The sequence below is a fragment of the Vibrio proteolyticus NBRC 13287 genome (genome assembly GCF_000467125.1).
Lineage (GTDB): Bacteria > Pseudomonadota > Gammaproteobacteria > Enterobacterales > Vibrionaceae > Vibrio > Vibrio proteolyticus.
Genome location: NZ_BATJ01000019.1, coordinates 1 through 20,729, shown reverse-complemented (window position 1 = coordinate 20,729; position 20,729 = coordinate 1). Strand labels below are relative to the sequence as shown.

General features: G+C 50.9%; 19 protein-coding genes. 13 read left to right on the top strand and 6 right to left on the bottom strand.

The window, feature by feature from the left end; translation table 11 throughout:
- Positions 1-25: 25 nt before the first annotated feature.
- Positions 26-1,573 carry a L,D-transpeptidase family protein gene (locus VPR01S_RS17510; RefSeq protein WP_021706705.1) on the bottom strand — a complete coding sequence of 516 codons (1,548 nt, stop codon included), beginning with the start codon at positions 1,571-1,573 and terminating at the stop codon, positions 26-28.
- Between the two features lie 439 nt (positions 1,574-2,012).
- Between VPR01S_RS17510 and VPR01S_RS17505 the strand changes: the two genes are divergently transcribed.
- Both VPR01S_RS17505 and VPR01S_RS17500 read left to right on the top strand, forming a co-directional pair.
- Entirely contained in the window at positions 2,013-2,399 is a 387-nt protein-coding gene (locus tag VPR01S_RS17505) for an MAPEG family protein (protein ID WP_021706704.1), read from the top strand.
- A 4-nt stretch (positions 2,400-2,403) separates the two neighbouring features.
- A complete protein-coding gene (locus VPR01S_RS17500) occupies positions 2,404-2,931 on the top strand; it encodes a hypothetical protein (protein ID WP_021706703.1) in 528 nt (175 codons plus the stop codon).
- Here VPR01S_RS17500 and VPR01S_RS17495 read toward each other — a convergent pair.
- Positions 2,890-3,561 (bottom strand): START domain-containing protein, encoded by a 672-nt coding sequence (locus tag VPR01S_RS17495; RefSeq protein ID WP_021706702.1) that lies wholly within the window; start codon positions 3,559-3,561, stop codon positions 2,890-2,892. The genes VPR01S_RS17500 and VPR01S_RS17495 overlap by 42 nt on opposite strands.
- A 157-nt stretch (positions 3,562-3,718) precedes the next feature.
- A complete protein-coding gene (locus VPR01S_RS17490) occupies positions 3,719-4,675 on the bottom strand; it encodes an AEC family transporter (RefSeq protein WP_021706701.1) in 957 nt (318 codons plus the stop codon).
- A 127-nt stretch (positions 4,676-4,802) separates the two neighbouring features.
- Between VPR01S_RS17490 and VPR01S_RS17485 the strand changes: the two genes are divergently transcribed.
- The 5 genes from VPR01S_RS17485 to VPR01S_RS17465 all read left to right on the top strand — a co-directional run bounded on the left by VPR01S_RS17485 (position 4,803) and on the right by VPR01S_RS17465 (position 10,565).
- Positions 4,803-5,399: a TetR/AcrR family transcriptional regulator gene (locus VPR01S_RS17485; protein WP_021706700.1), complete on the top strand. Its 597-nt coding sequence runs from the start codon at positions 4,803-4,805 to the stop codon at positions 5,397-5,399.
- 88 nt (positions 5,400-5,487) lie between these two features.
- Positions 5,488-6,339, top strand: coding sequence for an alpha/beta hydrolase (locus VPR01S_RS17480; protein ID WP_021706699.1), 852 nt, complete (start codon positions 5,488-5,490; stop codon positions 6,337-6,339).
- Between the two features lie 286 nt (positions 6,340-6,625).
- Positions 6,626-7,615, top strand: a complete 990-nt coding sequence (locus VPR01S_RS17475) for an ABC transporter substrate-binding protein (protein ID WP_021706698.1) — start codon at positions 6,626-6,628, stop codon at positions 7,613-7,615.
- On the top strand, positions 7,612-8,943 hold the full coding sequence (locus tag VPR01S_RS17470) for a GGDEF domain-containing protein (protein ID WP_021706697.1): 1,332 nt from the start codon (positions 7,612-7,614) through the stop codon (positions 8,941-8,943). Before VPR01S_RS17475 ends, VPR01S_RS17470 begins: the two co-directional genes overlap by 4 nt.
- 233 nt (positions 8,944-9,176) lie before the next feature.
- Complete coding sequence (locus VPR01S_RS17465; RefSeq protein ID WP_021706696.1) at positions 9,177-10,565, top strand: SLC13 family permease; 1,389 nt, start codon at positions 9,177-9,179, stop codon at positions 10,563-10,565.
- A 48-nt stretch (positions 10,566-10,613) separates the two neighbouring features.
- Here VPR01S_RS17465 and VPR01S_RS17460 read toward each other — a convergent pair whose 3' ends face one another.
- Positions 10,614-11,144 carry a GNAT family N-acetyltransferase gene (locus VPR01S_RS17460; RefSeq protein WP_021706695.1) on the bottom strand — a complete coding sequence of 177 codons (531 nt, stop codon included), beginning with the start codon at positions 11,142-11,144 and terminating at the stop codon, positions 10,614-10,616.
- 209 nt (positions 11,145-11,353) lie between these two features.
- Here VPR01S_RS17460 and VPR01S_RS17455 point away from each other — a divergent pair, with 209 nt between their 5' ends.
- Positions 11,354-12,649, top strand: coding sequence for an HD-GYP domain-containing protein (locus VPR01S_RS17455; RefSeq protein ID WP_021706694.1), 1,296 nt, complete (start codon positions 11,354-11,356; stop codon positions 12,647-12,649).
- Positions 12,650-12,673: 24 nt separating this feature from the next.
- On the opposite strand, the gene VPR01S_RS17450 is transcribed toward VPR01S_RS17455, so the two are convergent.
- Positions 12,674-13,333, bottom strand: a complete 660-nt coding sequence (locus VPR01S_RS17450) for a DUF2057 family protein (RefSeq protein WP_021706693.1) — start codon at positions 13,331-13,333, stop codon at positions 12,674-12,676.
- Between the two features lie 505 nt (positions 13,334-13,838).
- Here VPR01S_RS17450 and VPR01S_RS17445 point away from each other — a divergent pair.
- From VPR01S_RS17445 to VPR01S_RS17425, 5 genes are all read left to right on the top strand, one after another.
- Entirely contained in the window at positions 13,839-15,236 is a 1,398-nt protein-coding gene (locus tag VPR01S_RS17445) for a tryptophanase (protein ID WP_040903044.1), read from the top strand.
- Between the two features lie 465 nt (positions 15,237-15,701).
- A complete protein-coding gene (locus VPR01S_RS17440) occupies positions 15,702-18,239 on the top strand; it encodes a glycosyl hydrolase family 18 protein (RefSeq protein WP_021706691.1) in 2,538 nt (845 codons plus the stop codon).
- Positions 18,240-18,359: 120 nt separating this feature from the next.
- On the top strand, positions 18,360-18,740 hold the full coding sequence (locus VPR01S_RS17435; RefSeq protein WP_021706690.1) for a GntR family transcriptional regulator: 381 nt from the start codon (positions 18,360-18,362) through the stop codon (positions 18,738-18,740).
- Positions 18,728-19,597, top strand: coding sequence for an ABC transporter ATP-binding protein (locus tag VPR01S_RS17430; protein ID WP_156008751.1), 870 nt, complete (start codon positions 18,728-18,730; stop codon positions 19,595-19,597). Before VPR01S_RS17435 ends, VPR01S_RS17430 begins: the two co-directional genes overlap by 13 nt.
- On the top strand, positions 19,597-20,427 hold the full coding sequence (locus VPR01S_RS17425) for a hypothetical protein (protein WP_021706688.1): 831 nt from the start codon (positions 19,597-19,599) through the stop codon (positions 20,425-20,427). Before VPR01S_RS17430 ends, VPR01S_RS17425 begins: the two co-directional genes overlap by 1 nt.
- Before the next feature lie 37 nt (positions 20,428-20,464).
- On the opposite strand, the gene VPR01S_RS17420 is transcribed toward VPR01S_RS17425, so the two are convergent.
- A partial coding sequence (locus VPR01S_RS17420; RefSeq protein ID WP_040903042.1) for an integrase core domain-containing protein occupies positions 20,465-20,729 on the bottom strand: 265 nt, incomplete at its 5' end.

Sequence of the window (20,729 nt, the reverse complement as noted above, 5' to 3'; positions counted from 1 at the left end):
GGAGTTGAAACTCCGGCGGTGAGGCTTAACTGCGACTGGTAGCGAAGTGGTCAAAGTCGTACACGTCGTCACGATATTGTACGTGATGACCGTCATACCACGCGGTTTTATAGATGATGTAGACCGGAATGCGGCTGCGCAGTGGCAGGGCTTTATTGGACGATTTACGGTATTCTGGTTTGGTGTTCAGCCCCTGTGTTCGCATCAGAGCGGAAGCAAACTTATCGGCATGTTCCACTCGGATACAGCCGGAACTGAACGCACGAGATGCGCGGTTAAACAGATATTTACTCGGTGTATCGTGCAGATAGATGGCTTCTGCGTTTGGCGTATTGAATTTGTAACGTCCGAGCGCATTCCAGTTGCCTGAGGCCTGACGCAAGCGATACGGGAAGTTATTAGGATCGACACTGCTCCAGTCGATTTGCTGATAATCGATCACTTCACTCGACCCCCAGCTTTTGAGGATCTGAATGTGGCGCTGGCTTAAGTAGGATTGATTTACTTTGGCCTTGGGCAGGATATCCTCTTTCATGATGGTGGGAGGCACGTTCCAGGTCGGGTTGAAAATCAACGCATTCATGTAGGTTTTCATCACCGGGGTCTGACGTGCTTTACGCCCTACGATCACTTTTGAGCTAAATGCTTCATTACCTTCAGCCCAGTAATGCATTGAAAAACCGGGTACGTTTACGACGATCAGCTGATCACGCTCTGTCGGCCACATTCTGGCCCGCTCGGTATTGAGTGCCAGCATGGCCAGTCGCTTACTCGATGAAACGCTTAACCATTTCAGTGTCGCCGGGCCAATCGCACCGTCGTCAGTCAGGCCATGGATGCGCTGAAACGCTTTAACCGCACTGACCAGGCTCTCGTCGTACCAGTCGACATCGTTGGCCACACCGGAGACATCAACACCAACCATGTTTAATCGGGCAATCAAGGCAGGACGATCGGCTAGTTTATCCCCTTTACGAATGACACCACTTTGGTAATAAACGGGTTGAGGTTTGGTTTCAAACTGCTTGAGGCTCTGATAGGCACTGTAGAGCGCTGGGTCGGTGATCAGGGAAGGAGCAAAGGAACGCAGATAAGCACTGGTGCTGTGATGAGCGATTGCCTGTTCAAATTCAGCGACAGAAGCCGCCTGAGGTTCTGGTAATTTGCTGGTCAGGCGCGAGCTGAAAAACCATTTTTCACCCTGGATCGGAGCCTGTTGTGCATAGCTGAGGTACAACAGAGCGGTATCGGTTGCCAGCAGATCGTATTCAAACCAACTGTGGCGCTCTCGGTACAGGCGCAGGTAATCCAGTTGATGGCTGAATAACGGACTGAATCCGGCCCGCTGGATCACTTCCAGTTGTTGTTCAAACTGGTCACGCAGTTGTTCGTCGGTCCAGATCAACTGCAAATCCGCATCCTGATACACACGACTGGTTAAAGCCGGATACTGGAGCATTGAGATAATTTTTGAGTTTTCTTCGAACCAACTCAGAGGCTCAGTGCGCGCGTGCGCCATTGCCGGGAACGCGACCAGCAAAACACTTAGCCAACAAAATAATCGTGTTCTCATAGATCTGCTCTCATTTCTCCTGTTTATGGTTATGACGCTTTTGCACTGTTTTGTTCCGGGATTCTTCGCCTGGAATCGCCGCATCACAAGGTGTGATCAGGGTTACAGTTTACGACGGAATTATCCACCAAATTTATGAAAATTGTGTGATATGAAATTTATCGCACTTGATTTTAACCAAAGTGCTCAAGGATTGCTCATGTAAATGCATGAAAATTCAATCTTAGTGACGGCGCTCAGGCCCGTGCATTGTTAGGGCAAAATTGTTCTCAAAGGTGAGACGATGGCAGTTTGAGTTAAATCTAAGACAAATATCAGAGTGTTAAGCTTAAAATCAACAAGTTAGGAATAAAAGAGTCAGGCTGTGAGCGTACCAGGCGATGAAACGCTCGCCTTGGCCTACACTAGTTACGATCAATTTCATCGAAAGGAACTTCTTATGATTACAGCACTTTACGCGTCAGTGTTGGCGGGGCTGCTGATTTGGTTATCGTTTCAGGTCATTAATCAGCGACGTGACAATAAGGTGATGTACGCTGATGGCGGGGTGGAAAAGCTAACTATTGCACGCACGGCACAAGGGAACGCGGTGGACTACATTCCTATCACGCTGATTCTGATGGGGCTGGCTGAGTTCAATGGTGCTGGTGTTTTCTGGATCCATCTCACCGGACTGGTGTTCTGTGCCGGGCGCTTTATTCATGCTCGCGCGATCCTTAACGAAAGTCTCAAAGGCCGGGTCAAAGGCATGAAACTCACCTTTGCCGCTATGGCAGGGCTGATCCTCCTGAATCTGGTTAATCTGCCGCTGGCTAACTTGTGGTAACAAGATGAAGCGTTTGTGGCCAGCGGCCTGGGTGCTGGTGCTCACAGGGTTAGTGCTGAATATCCTGGCGATCCTGTTGTCGAGTATCGTGCTGGATAAACTGAGCTCAGACAAAGCCCAGTTGAGTGAGCAAAAAGCGGAAAACCTCTATTCAATCCAACTCGCCTGGAATGGCGTTGAGACGCTGGAGCGCAAGCGAGAGGCATTGCTGCTCCATTTGCAACTCGCGTCGCAGGCTCCGCTCTCCAAGTCGCTGGATGAGGCACTCCGTGGACAGCTGGCGATCTGGGTGGGGGACGACAGTGTGGCGCACGTTACGCCGGATCATTTACCAGCCTTGATGGTGCAGATCAACGCTGCCCAGCGTCATCAGCGGGAGCGTATTGATGATTTTTATTTGCAGAATCTGTCGCTGAATGAACGCACCTTGCAACTTGAAGAGCGCATTGCGTTTTATAAAAACATCGCTCTGTTCCTGCAAATTTTTGGTTTAGCGCTCATTCTCGCCCGCGATCTCGCTCGTCAGTCTTAGTGCTTGTTCATCGATATTGGGGTGATTGAGAACCTGATAATCAGGCAGTTCTCGCTTGAGGCCGATGAACGTCGCCAGCGCGCTGTCCACCGACAACTGATTGGCCAGCCAGTCCGGCAGCGCACCGCCCGGGTTTGCAAAAGCGGTGTATTCGATGTGTGTCTGGCCGTTGGTCAGTTTTTCCAGGACCCAGCGGGCCCGTACCGCTGTGATACGGATGTAGTCTGGATTTTGCGGTAGATAGTCACTGGCGTCTTTGATGAGCAGTTCGAATGCGCCGTCAACAAATTGATAGCGAGAATAAGTCACCATGTCGCGATCTTTGGCGGGCCAGGGGGCGGCAAACTGGGTGTAGACAATATTTTCGTTAGAGCTGATTTGCTGTAACACCCGGCTGTGGCTGGCGTTATCGATCCAATTAGGGATGTTGTCACTGTCCTCCAACAACAATAGAAAGGCTGAGTAGCGGGTCGGAAACAGCATCTGGGCGCGAATTTCAATCAACCCATCCTGATGGTCGCGCTTGTCGATGGTGATGCCTTGTTCCGTTTTAATGAATGTCCATGTTTTTTCGTTGGCGGAGTAAGAGTAAGTACTAACTAAGGCGGCGAGTAACACCATCAAGCGCATAACGATTCCCTGAGTCGAGGTAAAAAAAAGGTTGTCCTAAGACAACCTTACAAGTGTTTCATAGACAAACGCTAACAAAAACTCCCTCTTACAGAGATCTTATTACACCATGTGCTTACGCTCGTCGGAGCGAAATCGATCACTGAAAGCGTTCGGATTAGATCAGTGCCTGGCTGGAAAGCAAAAAGATCCCGAGTGTACAGGTAAATAAAGACAGTACGGTTGTGAGCGCGATAATGTTGGCAGCCAGTTGTGCGTTGCCCCCCATCGCTCGGGCCATGACGTAACTGGCGGCCGCTGTGGGCGAAGCACTCATCAAAAAGACCACCCCCAAATCCAGTCCGCGAAAGCCAAATCCGATGGCGGTGCCGGTAATCAGTAGTGGGGCCAGTAGCAATTTCAGCCCGGTGGCAAACCAGGCGGGAGCTTTGTCGTGCTTTAGCGCGCTGATATCGAGCGAGCCGCCGGTACACAGTAACGCCAGAGGCAGGGTCATGCTGGCGAAATACTGTCCGGCATCAATCACCATGTCGGGCACGGGAATCGCCAGAGCGTAAACCAAAATACCAATCACAATCGCCAGAATCAGTGGGTTGCGCGTCATGGTTTTCGACATCACTTTGATCGCCTGCATTCCGGACGTTTCACCTTTCGGGGTCAGTAGGATGACTGCCTGGACGTTGTACAAGAACGTCATGGCTGCAACGTAAATGGCGGCCAGCGCGACGCCGGGTTCCCCATACGCATTGGCGACGTAAGCGAGGGCTATGATCCCGGTATTGGCCCGAAAGCCACCTTGTATCACCACGCCTTGATCACCGCTGTCACGCAGCAGCTTCCTGGTTGCCACAATGGCAATGAGGAAAAAGACGAAATTGGCAGCCACACCGTAAAGAATTAACGGGGTGCTGGAGGAGAAATCGTGTTCGGCATTGACGATGCTGATGAACAGCATGGCTGGCAGAGTGACTTGGAACACCAGCTTGGATGCGACATCGATAAAGTTTTCATTGATGCGACCGGAGCGCTTTAAAAAGACACCGAGAAACAGCATGAGACAGATCGGGCCAGTAATAGACGCAGAGAACAGCAACTGATCGAGAATGCCAGTCATATCAATCCTTTGAAACAGCATGCGTAAAGAATCTATTGTGCATAATTTAAGCGTGATGCAAATAAGAATTTGCATAATAGTACGATCGTGCTAAATATAGAACTTGATTGTCACGACGGATCACATCATGAGTAAAGGGCGCCTGACCCGGGAAACCATCCTTAGCAAAGCATTTGAACTGGCCAGTGAAGATGGGCTGGAAAGCCTGACCATCGGTGAGTTGGCCAAGCAGTGCGGTATGTCTAAAAGTGGCCTGTTTGCACACTTTAACTCGAAGGAAAATCTGCAGGTGGCACTGGTCGAGTACGCCAACAGTGTGTTCACGCAGCGGGTTATTTCTCCGGCCAGAGCACTGGGGTCGGACAATATTGAACGCAAACTCAAACTGCTGCTGGACAATTGGCTGGGGTGGAATCACTCGTTTCAGGGCAGCTGCATGTTTCTTGATGCGTGGAAAGAGACGGGCCGCGAACACGATGCGACCCAGCAGGTGCTGAAAAAAACCATCGCAACCTGGATTCACTACCTTGAGATCCAGATTGATAAAGGCATTGCCAATGGTGAGTTCCGTGCCGATTTGTCGGCCGGTCAGGCGGTGTTTGAACTGTATGGGCTCTACCTCAGTGCGCACCTGTTTTATTCCATCCATGGTCAGCAGAGTAGCTATCAGCGCTTCTGGCATGGTGTGGAGTGTTTGCTCGAGCGCTGGAAAGTATCACGCTAGTGAAGTTCTGGCCTTGAGTTTTACCGATTATTTGCATTAAAAAAGCACGGTCGTTCGATTAAATGATGACCGCATAAAGGACGACATTATGAGTGAGAAGATTTATTTTAATACCTCCAACAAGTTCAGTGTAAAAAGAACACTCGTGAATGTGAGTACCCGCTTACATCACACACTGGCTCCGGCTCATGCCCGAAAAACAGCGCGTCAATTGCTGCTAACACCGGCACGAGCCAAACCAAAGAATCATGAGCCTCAAGGATTACGCAAAGGGGAAATCCATTCGGCGGAAGGTGTACTGCGCACGTATAGCTTGGGTCAGGGGCCGGTATGGGTGATGACCCACGGCTGGTCGGGATCGGCGAGCCAGTTTTATCCTTTGATGGAACACGTCGCCAGTCAGGGTTATACGGCGCTGGCGTACGATCATCCCGCTCATGGGGAAAGCGAAGGCCGTTACGGACATATCCCGGCTTTTGTCATGGGCCTGGACGCGATCCTCGACAGTGTGGACGAGGTCGCGGGGTTAATTGGTCACAGTATGGGGACGGCTTCTGCGCTGGAGTGCCGACATGCGAAACTAGAAAACAAACCAATGCTATTAATTGCGCCAGTCCTCGATTACCTCGATAACTTGTTTGGTAGCATTGAGCGCTCCGGTTATTCGATGCGTTTGTTTCATGCTGTGGTGTCAGAAGTGGAACAGCAGTACCGCTACCCGATTCAGTCCATCAATCCCTACCTGCGTTTAACCCAGCGTGACGCACCGACCATTATCGTGCACGACGAGCAGGATAAATTTGCCAATTACGCAGTGTCTCAGCAGGCCGATCAGGAGATCGAGCGGGTCACGCTGGTGACGACCCACAACCAGGGACATGGTCGGATCATGAAATCATCCATGGTGTTCGATGCGTTTAATGCGCTTACTCAAGCGTAAACAGTGCGTCGTATTTCGTATACCAGCTTGTAAATCAAGCACTTCATGTTTGCTTCTGTGTGAAGAGCCGTGTGCACGGCTCTTCCATTTCGCTTAGCCCAAGCCATTCCTGCTTTCTTTATGCATTATTTGTATTGGCAAAACATCACATTTTCAGCTAAAAATTATAATCTAATTACTCAATAAGTGTGACTGCACAAAGTTGCAATCTCCGATAACAACACCGTCAGCTGGCTATGGTGGGACATAATGGTTTTTCTATTCGTTGTTAAGTACAGGTTGTACCATGAGAGCTGGCAGAGGCGTGCTTTTAGCGGGGATTGTTGCGGTGTGTTTGTTTACCGTCACACAATCTGTGCGCAATCAGGAGCGTGCCGATAAAGTAATTCGCATTGCGGTATCAAAGACAGCACTTTCTGCACCACTGATCATTGCGGAGCAGCAGGGATTGTTTGCTCGGTTTGGTCTCAAGGTTGAGCTGATTCAGATGAAAGGTGGTGTGCGCTGTGCTCAGTTGCTCAATCAGGGGATGGCTGAGTACGCCACCGCCTCCGAGTCGGTGCTGCTGGCTGAGCGGCGTCGCCAACACGATTTGGTATTACTCGCCAGCTTTGTCGAATCCGATAACGATCTTAAGCTATTGAGCCTCGCTTCCTCTCCGATTCAGGCTATTGCCGATTTATCTCAGCGCCGGGTCGGCATGACCCCCGGCAGCGCGAGCGAATTCTATTTTGATGCTGTGGTGATCGCCAGTGGCTTGCGTTCGATGCAAGTCAACAAAGTCTACCTGACCTCCGATAAACTCGACAGTGCACTGCTGTCCGGGGAAGTCGACGCCGTTTCGGTGTGGGAACCACATGGGTACTACGCATACGCGCAAACCTCCGGCCAGGTGCGTGAACTGGGCATTCCCGGCGTGTATACCTTGTCGTTTAACCTGATCAGCCAGCGGGCGTATGCCGAGCAAAACACCGATGAAGCCCGACGATTGCTGAGTGCGCTCAATCTGGCCACGCAATGGATTCACGATCATCCGGAGCGGGCGCGTCGGCAGGTTGCCACCGCACTTGGGCTGTCCCATGATCTGATTCACTGGGTGTGGGACGACTACATTTTTCGTGTGTCGCTGAGCAATGCCCTGATGTCAAATCTGCGTTATCAGATGCGCTGGTCACAGCAGCAGGGCAAAGTAGACGGTGGCAGCATGGAATTGAGCCATGTGATCGATCAGCGCCCGTTTGAACGTGCGATGCAGACTGAGGTGCCGTTGCAATGAAACGTTCGCTGCGCAAGAAGTTGTATTTCCAGTTCAGTTGCACTTTTCTGCTCTGTGCGGCGATCGTGTTACTGATCTGGAGTCAGGTTTCTCAATATAATCAACTGCATAGCCAGATTGAGCAGGTCGCACTGGCTCAGCGGCAACTGGAGTTGGTGCGAACCCTGTTGTGGCAGAAACAGTATTTGTCTGAGGGCGTCAGCGCAGAAGATCGTCTCAATGCCGGACTCGCTAACTTTGAGTTAATTGCGGCGAAAATTGAGGACAAGCAAAGCAGCAACGATACTATGTTGAAGCTGGTGTCTCGTCTAAACGAATTGCTTCAGCAAGAACAGCGGCTGAACAATGCCCGTAACCTGATGCAGACAAGAGAGTTCGACAGTGCACAGGATCTGCTGTTTGCCCGCTACAACATGGTGCTGCAGAACATCACCGATCAACTGCTTGGTACTCAGCGTCAGCTCTTGGTGGACACCGAACAGCGTAATACCGGCATGATGTATCTGGTCGCTGCGGTACTGAGTGCTTTTGCTCTGGTGTTAATCATCACCGCGTTTTTCATTCTCAACCGTTTCACCCATGGTCGGCGGGCCATTGCCCGGTGTATTCGTGAGTTACAAAGTGGTAACTATCAGTACCAGGTTGGTGTTGATACGCTCGACAAAGAGTTTGTCTTGCTGGCTGATTTTCTCCACAAACTCGGCCACACCCTCAATCAGACCACCATTTCCCGTAATGAACTGTCCAGAGAAGTGGCGATGCAGACCGCGGCGATCATCAAACAAAAGAACGAGCTGCTGCACCTCTCTTTGCACGATCCGCTGACCGGGTTGTTCAACCGCCGGGCGCTTGAACATCACCTCAATGCGGCGATTGAGCGGGCACAGTCCCGAGATTCGGATGTCGCACTGATTTATTTCGACCTGGATGGATTTAAGCAGGTGAATGACCGTCATGGGCACGCCGCTGGGGATGCGTTATTGTGCACCATTGCCAAGCGATTGCTTAATAGTGTCCGCGATCATGACATCGTGGCTCGCATGGGGGGCGATGAGTTTATCATCTGTTGTGAACTGGTTGGGCAGGAGTCTGTCCCGGCTTTGCTTGACCGAGTTGTGATGCTGATCCGCAAGCTCAGTGAACCGATCAGTTTTGAACATCAGACATTGAGTGTCGGGGTCAGTATCGGCATCAGCTACTACCCGAGCCAGTCAGACAATGCAAGCAAGCTAATTCAGCTGGCCGATAAGGCCATGTATGTGGCTAAGTCGGTGCCGGGCAGCGCCTATTACCATGACCACCTCACCACTCCGATCGTTGTTCGATAACCGTCTGGCGTACTCGTGCTTTTATTGGTGTTGTTTATTTTTTATTACAATACAAATCAAATATTTAATAATTATAACCTCGTCCTTGATGCGGTTAACAATTTTGTAATCATTATTATCTCCGTGTTTGAATCTGTGGGATCATATTCCGGTTCCCTCTGAGCAGAGATGCACGCTGTTTCTGTCTGACTCAGTGGGCGCGACGCCGACAGGCTTTCATAAGGAATATAATAATGAACAGAAACGATAGTGTCCCTTTACCTTCCAATACCCGAGAATGGTTTTTTAACCGAAACAGCCTCATCATCATCGCCGATATCCTGTTATTTTTGGTGATGTACACCACCTTACCCTTTGATCCGCAAGTCGTGCTTGGACTCAGCATTCTGGTTTTTGTGGCCATTTTGTGGTTGACCGAAGCTCTGCACGTGACGGTTACCGCGATTCTAGTGCCCGTGATGGCCGTACTGTTGGGGGTGTTTGATACCCAGACAGCGCTGAATAACTTCGCCAACTCAATCATTTTCCTGTTTTTAGGGGGCTTTGCGCTTGCTGCCGCGATGCATGTCCAGGGGCTGGATAAAGTTATCGCCGATAAAGTCTTGGTTTTGGCCAAAGGTCGCATGAGCGTGGCGGTCTTTATGTTGTTTGGGGTGACGGCGCTGCTTTCCATGTGGATCAGTAATACCGCGACTGCGGCGATGATGTTGCCGCTGGTGCTCGGGGTGTTGAGCAAAGTCAATTCAGACAGCGGACATAAAACCTATGTGTTTGTACTACTAGGCGTGGCGTACAGTGCCAGTATTGGCGGTATTGCGACCATGGTGGGCAGTCCGCCTAACGCTATTGCCGCCGCAGAAGTGGGTCTGACGTTCACTGACTGGATGGCATTTGGCCTGCCGACGGCGGCGGTATTACTGCCGATCGCCATTGCGGTACTGTACTTTATGCTTAAACCGGATCTGCGCGGTCAGTTCGAGCTCAATCAAGAGGCCGTCCACTGGGATAAAGGCAAAGTGGTGACGCTGGGCATTTTCTCCCTGACGGTTGTGTTGTGGATTTTCAGTAAGCCGATCAACGCCATGCTGGGCGGGTACGCCAAGTTCGATACCATCGTCGCGCTGGGTGCTATTATTCTGGTCAGTTTTGCTCGTGTGGTGCACTGGAAAGACATCGAAAAAACCGCTGACTGGGGTGTGCTGCTGCTGTTTGGCGGCGGGATTTGTCTGAGCAACGTATTGAAAGTCACTGGAACCAGTGTATTTCTGGCCAATGTACTCAGTGACGCCATCGCGCATCTGGGCATCTTCTTCATCGTGTTGGTGATTGCGATCTTTGTGGTTTTCCTGACGGAGTTTGCCAGCAACACCGCCAGCGCCGCGTTGCTGATCCCTCTGTTTGCTACGGTCGCTGAAGCGTTTGGTCTGTCACCTGTGGTGCTGTCGGTGCTGATTGCTGTTGCAGCTTCGTGCGCGTTTATGCTGCCGGTTGCAACCCCACCGAATGCGATTGTTTTCGGCTCAGGTCACATCAAACAAAGTGAAATGATGCGAGTGGGCTTGGTACTGAACATTGCCTGCATCATTGCTCTGACGATGATCGCCATGTTCTTCTGGGTCTAAAACCTGTTAGGGAGGTGCCGGTGGTTCGGCACCTCTTTGCTGGTTTGGTCAGTTTCGTGTCACCGAATAAATAGCGTGATCGAGAATACGTTCCCCGATCTTTTCCTGATGGCTGAGAACCGCCTCCAATTGCATGCCACACCGCTCAGCCACTGCGCGGCTGGCAGTATTGTTTACCGCGGCGCTCAGTTCGACTTTTTCCATGTGCAACTCACTGAAGGCAATGTCGATCAGTGTTTTGACCACGCGAGTCATGATACCTTTGCCCTGATGGGATTCGGATAGCCAGTAGCCGACCTCGGCTTTTTTCAGGTCATGATAGAGGCGATTAAAACTGCAATTTCCAACCACTTCTCCCTGATAAATAATGGCGCAGACCATGCTGTTCCCGTCAGCGTAATCTTTCACAGCATTGCGGATAAACGAAGCAAAAAAGGCTTCATTATGGGCTTTCGTCGGCCATGCCAGCCATTGGGCCAGATAGTCACGCTGGGTATTGACCAGCTCCAGGTAGCGCGGCGCGAATGATGGTTGAGGCAGAGCCAGTTCAAGCTCGTCGTCGATGATGCGGGTGAACATCCGGTTCTCCTTGCGATATATTATCCGTAGTTATGAGTTTAACCTATTGTTACAAATAGTCTTTTATTATTTGTTGCACGTAATTCATGGTCTACGTTAGTTCAGTCACGAATTGCCTAATAACCACAAGAAAATATGGGATTAATCGTCACATTTGCTTTACTCTCTGAGCACCATAATAAAAACAACATGTCAGTTAGGTTAACAGAATGGACTTTCTTCGTGACGAAGTGAGCATTGACTTACGTCGCGTGCTCTTTGGTATCGCTGATTCTCTGGATGCGGTGGGCATCAACGATGCGTATCATGGTCACCGGGTCGGGTATATCGCTTATCGCTGCGCTAAACGGATGGGTTGGGATGAGGAGCAGGCTCAGCTCGCTTTTTATCTCGGCCTGATCCATGACTGTGGTGTCACTCAGCCCGAGGAGATGACCCCGCTGCTGTCAGAGTTATTACCCCGGGACACCCACTCTCACTGTCGGAAAGGGTATGAACTGCTCAGCAGCTGTCATCCGTTATCGGGGTTTGCAGTGCCAGTTTTACACCATCATACCTGGTGGCAGGATCTCTCTCATTTAGATGTGCTGACCGAGGTTGAAAAGCAGTTGGCGGCGCTGGCGTTTATCTCCGATCGCTTGGATTATCTCTATTCTATCGCCGATCCGGATCACTTCGGTAATCTGGGTGTGGACGCCAAACACACCATCATCAGGGAGTTAGGTGATAACAGTGGCACCTTGTTCGAACCCAATATGGTTCAGCATTTGTGTGAGCTGGTGGACAACGACGACTTCTGGTTTTCCATGGAGAGTCATTACATCGAAGATATGGCGCTGCATTTCGAACCGGTGCCATTTTTTTCAGCGCAGATGGGGCTGGAAGAAACGATACATATTGCGGAGTTTTTGGCGCAGTTGGTCGATGCCAAAAGCTCGTTTACGTTTCAGCATTCGTTGCGCGTGGCTGAGTTAACGGAGTTCATCGGCAAGCAATTGGGGTATTCCAAACGTATACAGCGTATGTTGTATCTGGCGGGACTGGTGCACGACATCGGCAAGCTTCGTACCCCTAATAATGTCTTGCATAAAGAAGGCCGATTGTCCGAAGCGGAATACACCTGCATTCGCCGCCACGCGACCGATACTCGTTATGCGTTACGCAGTATGTTTACGTCCCAGCGCGTGGTGGAGTGGGCTTCTAATCATCATGAACGATTGGATGGCAGCGGTTATCCGCTTGGCAAAACTGCCAGCGAGTTGGACATGCCGAGCCGGATTGTGGCGATGACGGATGTTTTTCAGGCGTTGACCCAATCACGTCCGTATCGGGATGGCATGAGTCTGGAGCAGGCGATGACGATTATCCAGCAGCAAGTCGTCAATCATCAGCTTGATAGCCGGGTGTTTTTCTGCCTCAAAGCACACGGGCAGAAGTGCTATGAAATTTCCACCGGTCGCGATGCTTCACACACCAGCCAGTCGGAGATAAAAAAAGGAGCGTAAACGCTCCTTTTTTCACACGGCGATTTATTGACCGTTCACGTATGCTTTGAAGCGCGCTTTGGTTTGCTCATCCGCTTTGCTGTACCAAAAGTGCAGCATTTCTTCTGCCGTTGTGGCTGAGACAGGTGCGCTGGTTGCAACCGGCGCTGCAGGTTGTGTGCCCGTTACTGCTGGCGTGGCCGCATACCCTGCAACTGCTACCGCGGCAACACCGCCTTTGCGGTTATATTCCATCAGCTCCTGAGAGTAGTTACGGCCAATCTGCATGCCTTTTTTGATCAGCTTGTCTTCGCTCACGTTGACTTGAGAACCAGATTGATCCACCAGCGACCATTCCGCGTCTTTGATGTTTTCCTGAGCTTCAACTTCATTGCGGTATTTCGGTAGCTCGAAGCTCAGTTCTTTACCGCTTTCATTAAACTTGGCGATGATGACGTCGCTTTCCACAATGATGCGATCATTGCCTTTATCAAAGTACTGCTCGATACGGAACGCCAGCTGGTTCTCACCGTCTGGGAGTGTCAACGTCTTTTCTGACGAAAAGAGGCTGCCGGACAGCGACGGCTTTTCACCGTTTGCAACCAGCACATCGACGGTGGTTGGGATGTTCAGCGTCACATCAGCCATTGCAAAGCCACTGACACTCATAGCAAGCAAGAATGATAAAGGTTTGATAGCATTCATTGTATTTATCCTAGTGCATATTCCTATTGAACGGAAAGAGACTGCCTAGCTATGACGATGAATGCAACGATTAATCGCCAGAAGTTTGAAGATTTAACCAAAATTTAATCCCAACCTACGATTTGTTCTCATGGCTGTTAACATCTTGTTTTCACTCCCACTCAATACGGTTGTCAGTGCATATGGAATCGCCGGCCTGAACATACGACAAATGTTTCTCAAATGTTAAGTTGAGGGCGTCCTCACAGTGATGTGGTGGAAAAATGTCCTATATTAGAGTGTATTGTCACCAAAGGAGAGATAACGCTATGCGACGCATCCATTTGCTCGACAGCACGTTAGTGTTGTCACCCTGGTATAACCTCGATTACGGCTTATCCCTGCTCAGCAAAGAGAGCTCTTCATTCTAGTTTCCTGACAGGTGTCTCTGACACCTAACTCCACCTGATATTCGCCGTGCAGCGTATTCACTGCAGGGCACTCTATACTCCTAAGGAAATGAATGATGAAACGTATTCCAGAACCTTTTCGAATCAAAATGGTTGAGCCAATCAAAATGACCACGTTAGCGGATCGTGAGCGCGCACTGGCCGAAGCGGGCCTCAATCCGTTTTTATTGCGCAGTGATGATGTTTATATCGATCTGTTAACCGATTCCGGAACCGGAGCCATGAGCGACAACCAGTGGGCGGGCTTGATGCTGGGGGACGAATCCTACGCTGGCAGCCGTAACTACTATCATTTGTGCGAAGCGGTGCAACACTTTTTCGGCTACAAGCTGACGGTCCCGGCACACCAGGGACGAGGAGCTGAGCAGATTCTGTTTCCGGCGCTGATCGAACGCATGCGTCAGGTGCGTGGAGGCAGCACCCCGGTGTTCATCTCAAACTATCATTTCGACACCACCGCAGGCCACATTGAGCTCAATGGTGGCAAGGCGATCAACGTGGTGGACAAGCACGCATTTGACACCACCACACCGTATGACTGGAAGGGCAATTTTGATCTGCAGAAACTGGAGGAAACCATTGAAGTACATGGTGCCAACAACATTTGTGCGATCATCACCACGGTAACGTGTAACAGCTCAGGCGGACAGCCTGTCTCAATGGCCAATATGCGTGCGGTGTATGAGATGGCGGTTAAGCACGACATCCCGGTGGTGATCGATTCTGCCCGTTACTGTGAGAATGCTTATTTCATCAAACAACGCGAGGCTGGTTATCAGGATAAGTCCATCCTGGATATCATTCGCGAGATGTACCAGTACGGCGATATGCTGACTATGTCGGCCAAGAAAGATCCCATGGTCAATATCGGCGGGCTGTGCTGCATTCGTGACCATGAAGAGCTGTTTCAGGCGGTACGCACCCGCTGTGTGCCGATGGAAGGTTTTGTGACTTACGGCGGGATGGCGGGACGAGACATGGAAGCATTGGCTCGCGGGTTATACGAAGCCGCGGATGAAGATTTCCTTCACTATCGCATCAGTCAGGTTGAGTACTTAGGTGAGCGGCTCCTTGAGGGTGGAATTCCGATTCAGTCACCGACCGGCGGCCACGCTGTGTTTGTCGATGCGGCTAAAATTTTGCCACATATCCCGCCAGCGCAGTTTCCGGCGCAGGTGCTGTGCAATGCTCTCTATCTGGAAGCGGGCATTCGAGCAGTGGAGATCGGCTCCCTTCTGCTTGGACGTGACCCCGAAACTGGCGAACAGAAATCCTCTGAGCTGGAATTGATGCGTCTGACCATTCCTCGCCGGGTCTACACTAACGATCATATGGACTACATCGCCGATGCCATCATTGCGCTCAAGCAGCGTGCTCACGAATTGAAAGGATTGACGTTCGAGTACGAACCTCCGGTGTTGAGGCATTTTACGGCGCGTTTCCGTGCCCTGTAAGCGGCAGCGGGCAAATGACGTACATTTTGTTGCTTAAATGTTAAATTATCCCGGTGTTTCAGCGTATCCTATGCAATACTCAGGCTGGAATACCGGATGATTTTTGCTATTTATATTTCTGATAATTAAAGAAATTTAAGATTTCTCTCTTGGCTAATTTGCACTTTTGTAACTTATTTTTCTTCAATTAGTAACCTCAGGCGCATTTTCCACTTTTATTAAATAAATTTATAAATTATTGGCTCGGGGTGGATTTTGTAGTGCAACAAGATGATAACAACTGACTATTTTTTCGTCTTGACTCGAATAGTGTTTTAATTTTTTTCAATTAAAAAAAAGTCTCTCGAATACTGTTGGGTATCTTCACTGCATTGGTGAAGATTTGGCTGCTCGCAGGCCTGGGGGTGAACACACCAGTTAAAGGGCGATTGCGGGTGAAACAGACAAGGAATGAGAGAAATAGGTATGAATCGTATTACTTTGTGCGCCGCGAGTATCGCAATGGCACTATCTGGCGCTGCGATGGCTGCACCTGCGGCTCCTAGTATTGACGTCTATGGTTCCAACAATCTTCAGTTTTCCAAGATAGAGCTGGCGATGGAAACCACCGCGGGATACAACCAAATGGTGAAATATCACGACCAAGCGGATATCACCATTAAGTTCAATCAGTGGAGTGGCACCACCGGCGACACCTACAAAATTTTATTTGATGGCGTGGAAGTGGCGACTGGCCCGATCACCGGCAGTCAAACGACCGCCAGTTTCAAATATGGCAAAGGTGGCTTATACCAGATGACCGTCGAAGCGTGTGATTCCAGTGGTTGTAGTGCCAGTGCGCCTGCTGAGCTGGTTGTCGCCGACACTGATGGCTCACATCTGAAACCGCTGACCATGAATGTGGATCCCAACAACAAAACCTACAACACCGACCCAAATACCGTTGTCGGGACTTACTTTGTAGAGTGGGGCATCTATGGCCGCAACTATACCGTGGACAATATCCCGGCAGACAACCTGACCCACATCCTGTATGGCTTTATCCCAATTTGTGGTCCGAACGAGTCTGTCAAGCAAGTGGGCGGTAACAGCTACAACGCGTTAATGACGGCGTGTAACGGTGTGCCGGACTACGAAGTGGTGATTCATGACCCTTGGGCGGCGTATCAGAAGAGTTTTTCGCAAGCTGGTCACGAGTACAGCTCACCGATCAAAGGCAACTACGCCATGTTGATGGCGCTCAAACAGCGCAATCCGGATCTTAAGATCATCCCGTCAATCGGTGGTTGGACACTGTCTGATCCGTTCTTTGACTTTACCACCAAAGCCAACCGCGACACATTTGTTGCGTCGGTGAAACGTTTCCTGACAACATGGAAATTCTATGATGGTGTCGACATTGACTGGGAATTCCCTGGCGGCGGCGGCGCGGCGCCGGATCTGGGTGATCCAGTCAATGACGGCCCGGCATACGTGGCGTTGATGCGCGAATTGCGAGCCATGTTGGATGAACTGGAAGCAGAGACGGGTCGCACCTACGAACTGACGTCTGCAATTGGTGTGGGCTACGACAAGATCGAAGACGTGAACTACGGCGAAGCGGTACAGTATATGGACTACATCTTCGCCATGACGTACGACTTCTACGGCGGCTGGAACAACGTGCTGGGCCATCAGACAGCACTCAACTGTGGCACGTTCATGCGCCCTGGTCAGTGTGATGGCTCCGGCGTCGATGAAAACGGCGAACCGTACAAAGGTCCGGCTTACACCGCGGATAACGGCATTCAGCTGTTGCTTGCACAGGGTGTGCCAGCGAACAAACTGGTGCTGGGTACGGCGATGTACGGCCGTGGCTGGGAAGGTGTCACACCTGGTTCTCTGAGCGATCCGAACGATCCGATGACCGGTGTGGGTAACGGCAAGCTGAAAGGCACTACCGCGCAAGGCGTGTGGGAAGAGGGCGTCATTGATTACAAAGGCGTGAAATCTTACATGCTGGGGCCAGATGGCACAGGCATCAATGGCTTCGAGTATGGCTATGATGCGCAAGCCGAAGCGCCTTGGGTGTGGAACCGTTCAACTGGTCAGCTGATCACGTTTGACGACCACCGCTCTGTGTTGGCGAAAGGCGCTTACGCTCGCAGTCTGGGGCTGGCGGGTCTGTTTTCATGGGAAATTGATGCGGATAACGGCGATATCCTGAACGCCATGCATGAAGGCTTGGCGGGGGATCCTCCTGCCAATCGAGCACCAACGGCTTCCGCTGGCGTTGATGTGACGGTGACTAGTCCGGCCAGCGTGACACTGGACGGCAGCGCATCGCGAGACTCCGATGGCACGATCGCCAGCTACCAATGGCAACAAGTGGCGGGTACGCCAGTGACGCTGACAGGCGCCAACACAGCGCAAGCCAGTTTCAATGTGGCCGAAGTCGCTGCGACGGAAACCCTGACGTTCGAATTGACTGTGACCGACAATGATGGTGCTTCAGCATCGGATCAAGTGGTCGTAACGGTACAGCCAAAAGGCACTGAACCAGAAAATAACGCTCCGGTAGCGGCTGTCTCTGCGCCAGCCAATGCTGTCGCGGGTGAGCTGGTGGTGGTGGATGCGTCGGCATCCAGCGATGCTGACAACGATACACTGACGTTCAGCTGGGATGTCCCTGCTGGTGTGAATGCAACCATCGATGGCGCTACCCTGAGCTTTGTGGCGGCTGAATATACGCAAGACACATCGCTGCAGTTCACGGTCACCGTGAGTGATGGCAAAGCGGCCGCGTCGGCGTCAACCACGGTGGTCGTTGCGAAGAAAGACACCGGCGGCGGCACGTGCACTAATCTGTGGGAGACTGCGGGAGTGTACAACGGCGGCGATCAAGTTACTTGGGCAGCGAAGGTCTGGGAAGCCAAATGGTGGACCACCGGAGAAGAGCCTGGAACAACGGGCGAGTGGGGCGTTTGGAAAGAGATCGGTCCGGCAGATTGCACGACCAACTGATCCTACGTTCAACATGTGAATTAAGAAACTCCACCTTCGGGTGGAGTTTTTTTTATTGGCGGCTTTTAATTATGGTGTTATATGTATGTATAACACCATATCAATGAGAGGACCCAGGATTTGACGGAATGGCAGGATAACCAACCGATTTTTCGTCAATTGGCGGATCAGATCACCCGACAGATTCTGCAGGGAGTCTGGGCCGAAGGCGAAGCACTACCTTCGGTGCGAAGCGTGTCCGCTGACATGAAAATCAATCACTTAACTGTAATGAAAGGGTATCAACTTTTGGTTGATGAAGGTCTGGTAGAAAAACGTCGTGGTCAGGGTATGTTTGTCGCTGCGGGGGCGACGACCAAGCTGGCTGAGGCGGAGCGCGCCTCTTTTATCCAACAGCAGATCCCGCAGATTGCAGCCACATTAACTCGTTTGGGTATGCCGCTGGACGATTTCGTCGAGCTGCTCCAACCTCATTTACAAGGTGATCCATCATGCCGTTAGTCAGTGTGAAACATGTTTCGAAACTCTATGCCGGTCGCGAAGCGACACAAGGTGAAGCGCTGCACGATATCAGCTTTGAACTGCGTGGCGGCCAGGTGCTGGGGCTTCTCGGTCACAACGGTGCCGGGAAGTCTACTCTGATCAAAGCGTTGCTTGGCGCACATCACTATCAGGGTGATATTCGCATTAACGATCTGGAGCCGATTGCGCACCGCGCAGAGCTGATGGCGCATCTTTCTTACATCTCGGATGTCAATGTACTGCCAGAATGGATGACGGTGGCTCAATTGCTCAAATATGTCGAGGGTGTGCATCCCAGCTTTGACATTAATAAAGCGCAGACGATGTTGGCCAAGACGGACATTGTTGCCCGCGCAAAAGTTCGGGCGCTGTCTAAGGGGATGAAAGTCCAGCTTCATTTGGCGATAGTGATTGCGACGGACACTCAGGTACTGATTCTGGACGAACCAACTCTGGGGCTTGATCTGGTGTACCGTGATACGTTTTATCGTCATCTGCTGGAATGGTTTCACGACGGTGAGCGGACGCTGATCATCGCCAGCCATGAGGTCGCTGAGATTGAACACCTGCTGACCGATGTACTGATCCTCAAACATGGCCGTGCGGTTATGCAAAGCTCCATGGATGAGCTCAGTGAGCGTTATTTTATTCTGGATGCCAGCGATGATCATGCGGCGCAGATCCGGGCTCTGAACCCCTTATCGTCTCAGAAAGCATTGGGTAGTACGCGCTGGTTATTGGATGCCAGGCATGCTGCCAGCGTGGCCGACTTAGGTTCTGTTTACAGTGTAAAATTGGCCGATTTGTTTTTGGCCCTGCAAAAGGAGGCTGCGTGATGCGAGCGAGTATGGCGATGCTGGAAAAAGAGTGGCTGGAAAACCGGGTGGTGCTGTACATCCCGTTGTTTGTGATGATATGTGGACTGGCTTTGTTTGCCAGCCTGCTGACCAACGCGACCATTCAACACAATCTGTTTTTTGAACTGAGTTTCGGTGACAACAGCGGACCCTTTGATCTTGAGTTGAATGACAGCCTGAACACATTGGTCATGGGCGGGGCGGGGTTGGTCTCTCTGATATTGGCAAGTCTGTATTTTCCTAAAACGCTGCGCAAAGCGCGTCAGGAAGGCAGTTTGATGTTTTGGCGCAGTATGCCGGTCAGTGATGTGAAAACGTTACTGGTGAAGCTGGGGTTTGGTTTGTTGGCCATTCCACTGGTGTGTTCGGCTCTGGTGCTGGCAGCCGATTTGCTGTTGTGGCTGTTGAACCTGTCGACAGACAATCAGCTGAATGGGTTGTATAAACAGGTGGCGTTGAGCTTTGTCCTCATGCATTGGCTGGAGTTCATTTTGCGCATGGCGTTAGTGGGGGGGCTGGTTATACCACTGGCGCTGACCGCGATGGCGATCTCTCAGCGGGTCAATTCCCCGATCTTGGTGATGGTAGTGGCAATCTACGCATTGAAATGGATGTCGATCGGTTTGTTTGATTTTTACGGCATCAGCGATTTCTTCACGGCTATTTTCGCGTTGCCGATGCACGCGCTGCTCAGTTCGAATCCGTTGAACGCGGTGGTGGAGGCTGGAGTATGGAACGTCAGTCTGTATGTGATCATCGGCGTGATTGCCGCCATCACGAGTCTGAGACTGAGCAAAACTGTCGATTAATTTCTGACCCGTCCTGATATGAGTTGACACTTTTTAACTAAAACGCTCGATGTACTTCATCGGGCGTTTTGTATTTTAAAGCCGTATGAGGCCTCATTTGATTATAGATCTCTACAGATTCTGCTACCATTTTCCTCGCTTCTTCCAGATCTTTCGGCTTCCTCAGTAAGAGCTCCATTTTGAGTATCCCATTTACGCGCTCTGCTAACGCATTCTGATAACAGTCATACCCGTCAGTCATCGAGCAAGTCACTCTGTGTTTCTCATGGATATCTTGATATTCCTTCGAGCAGTATTGTGAG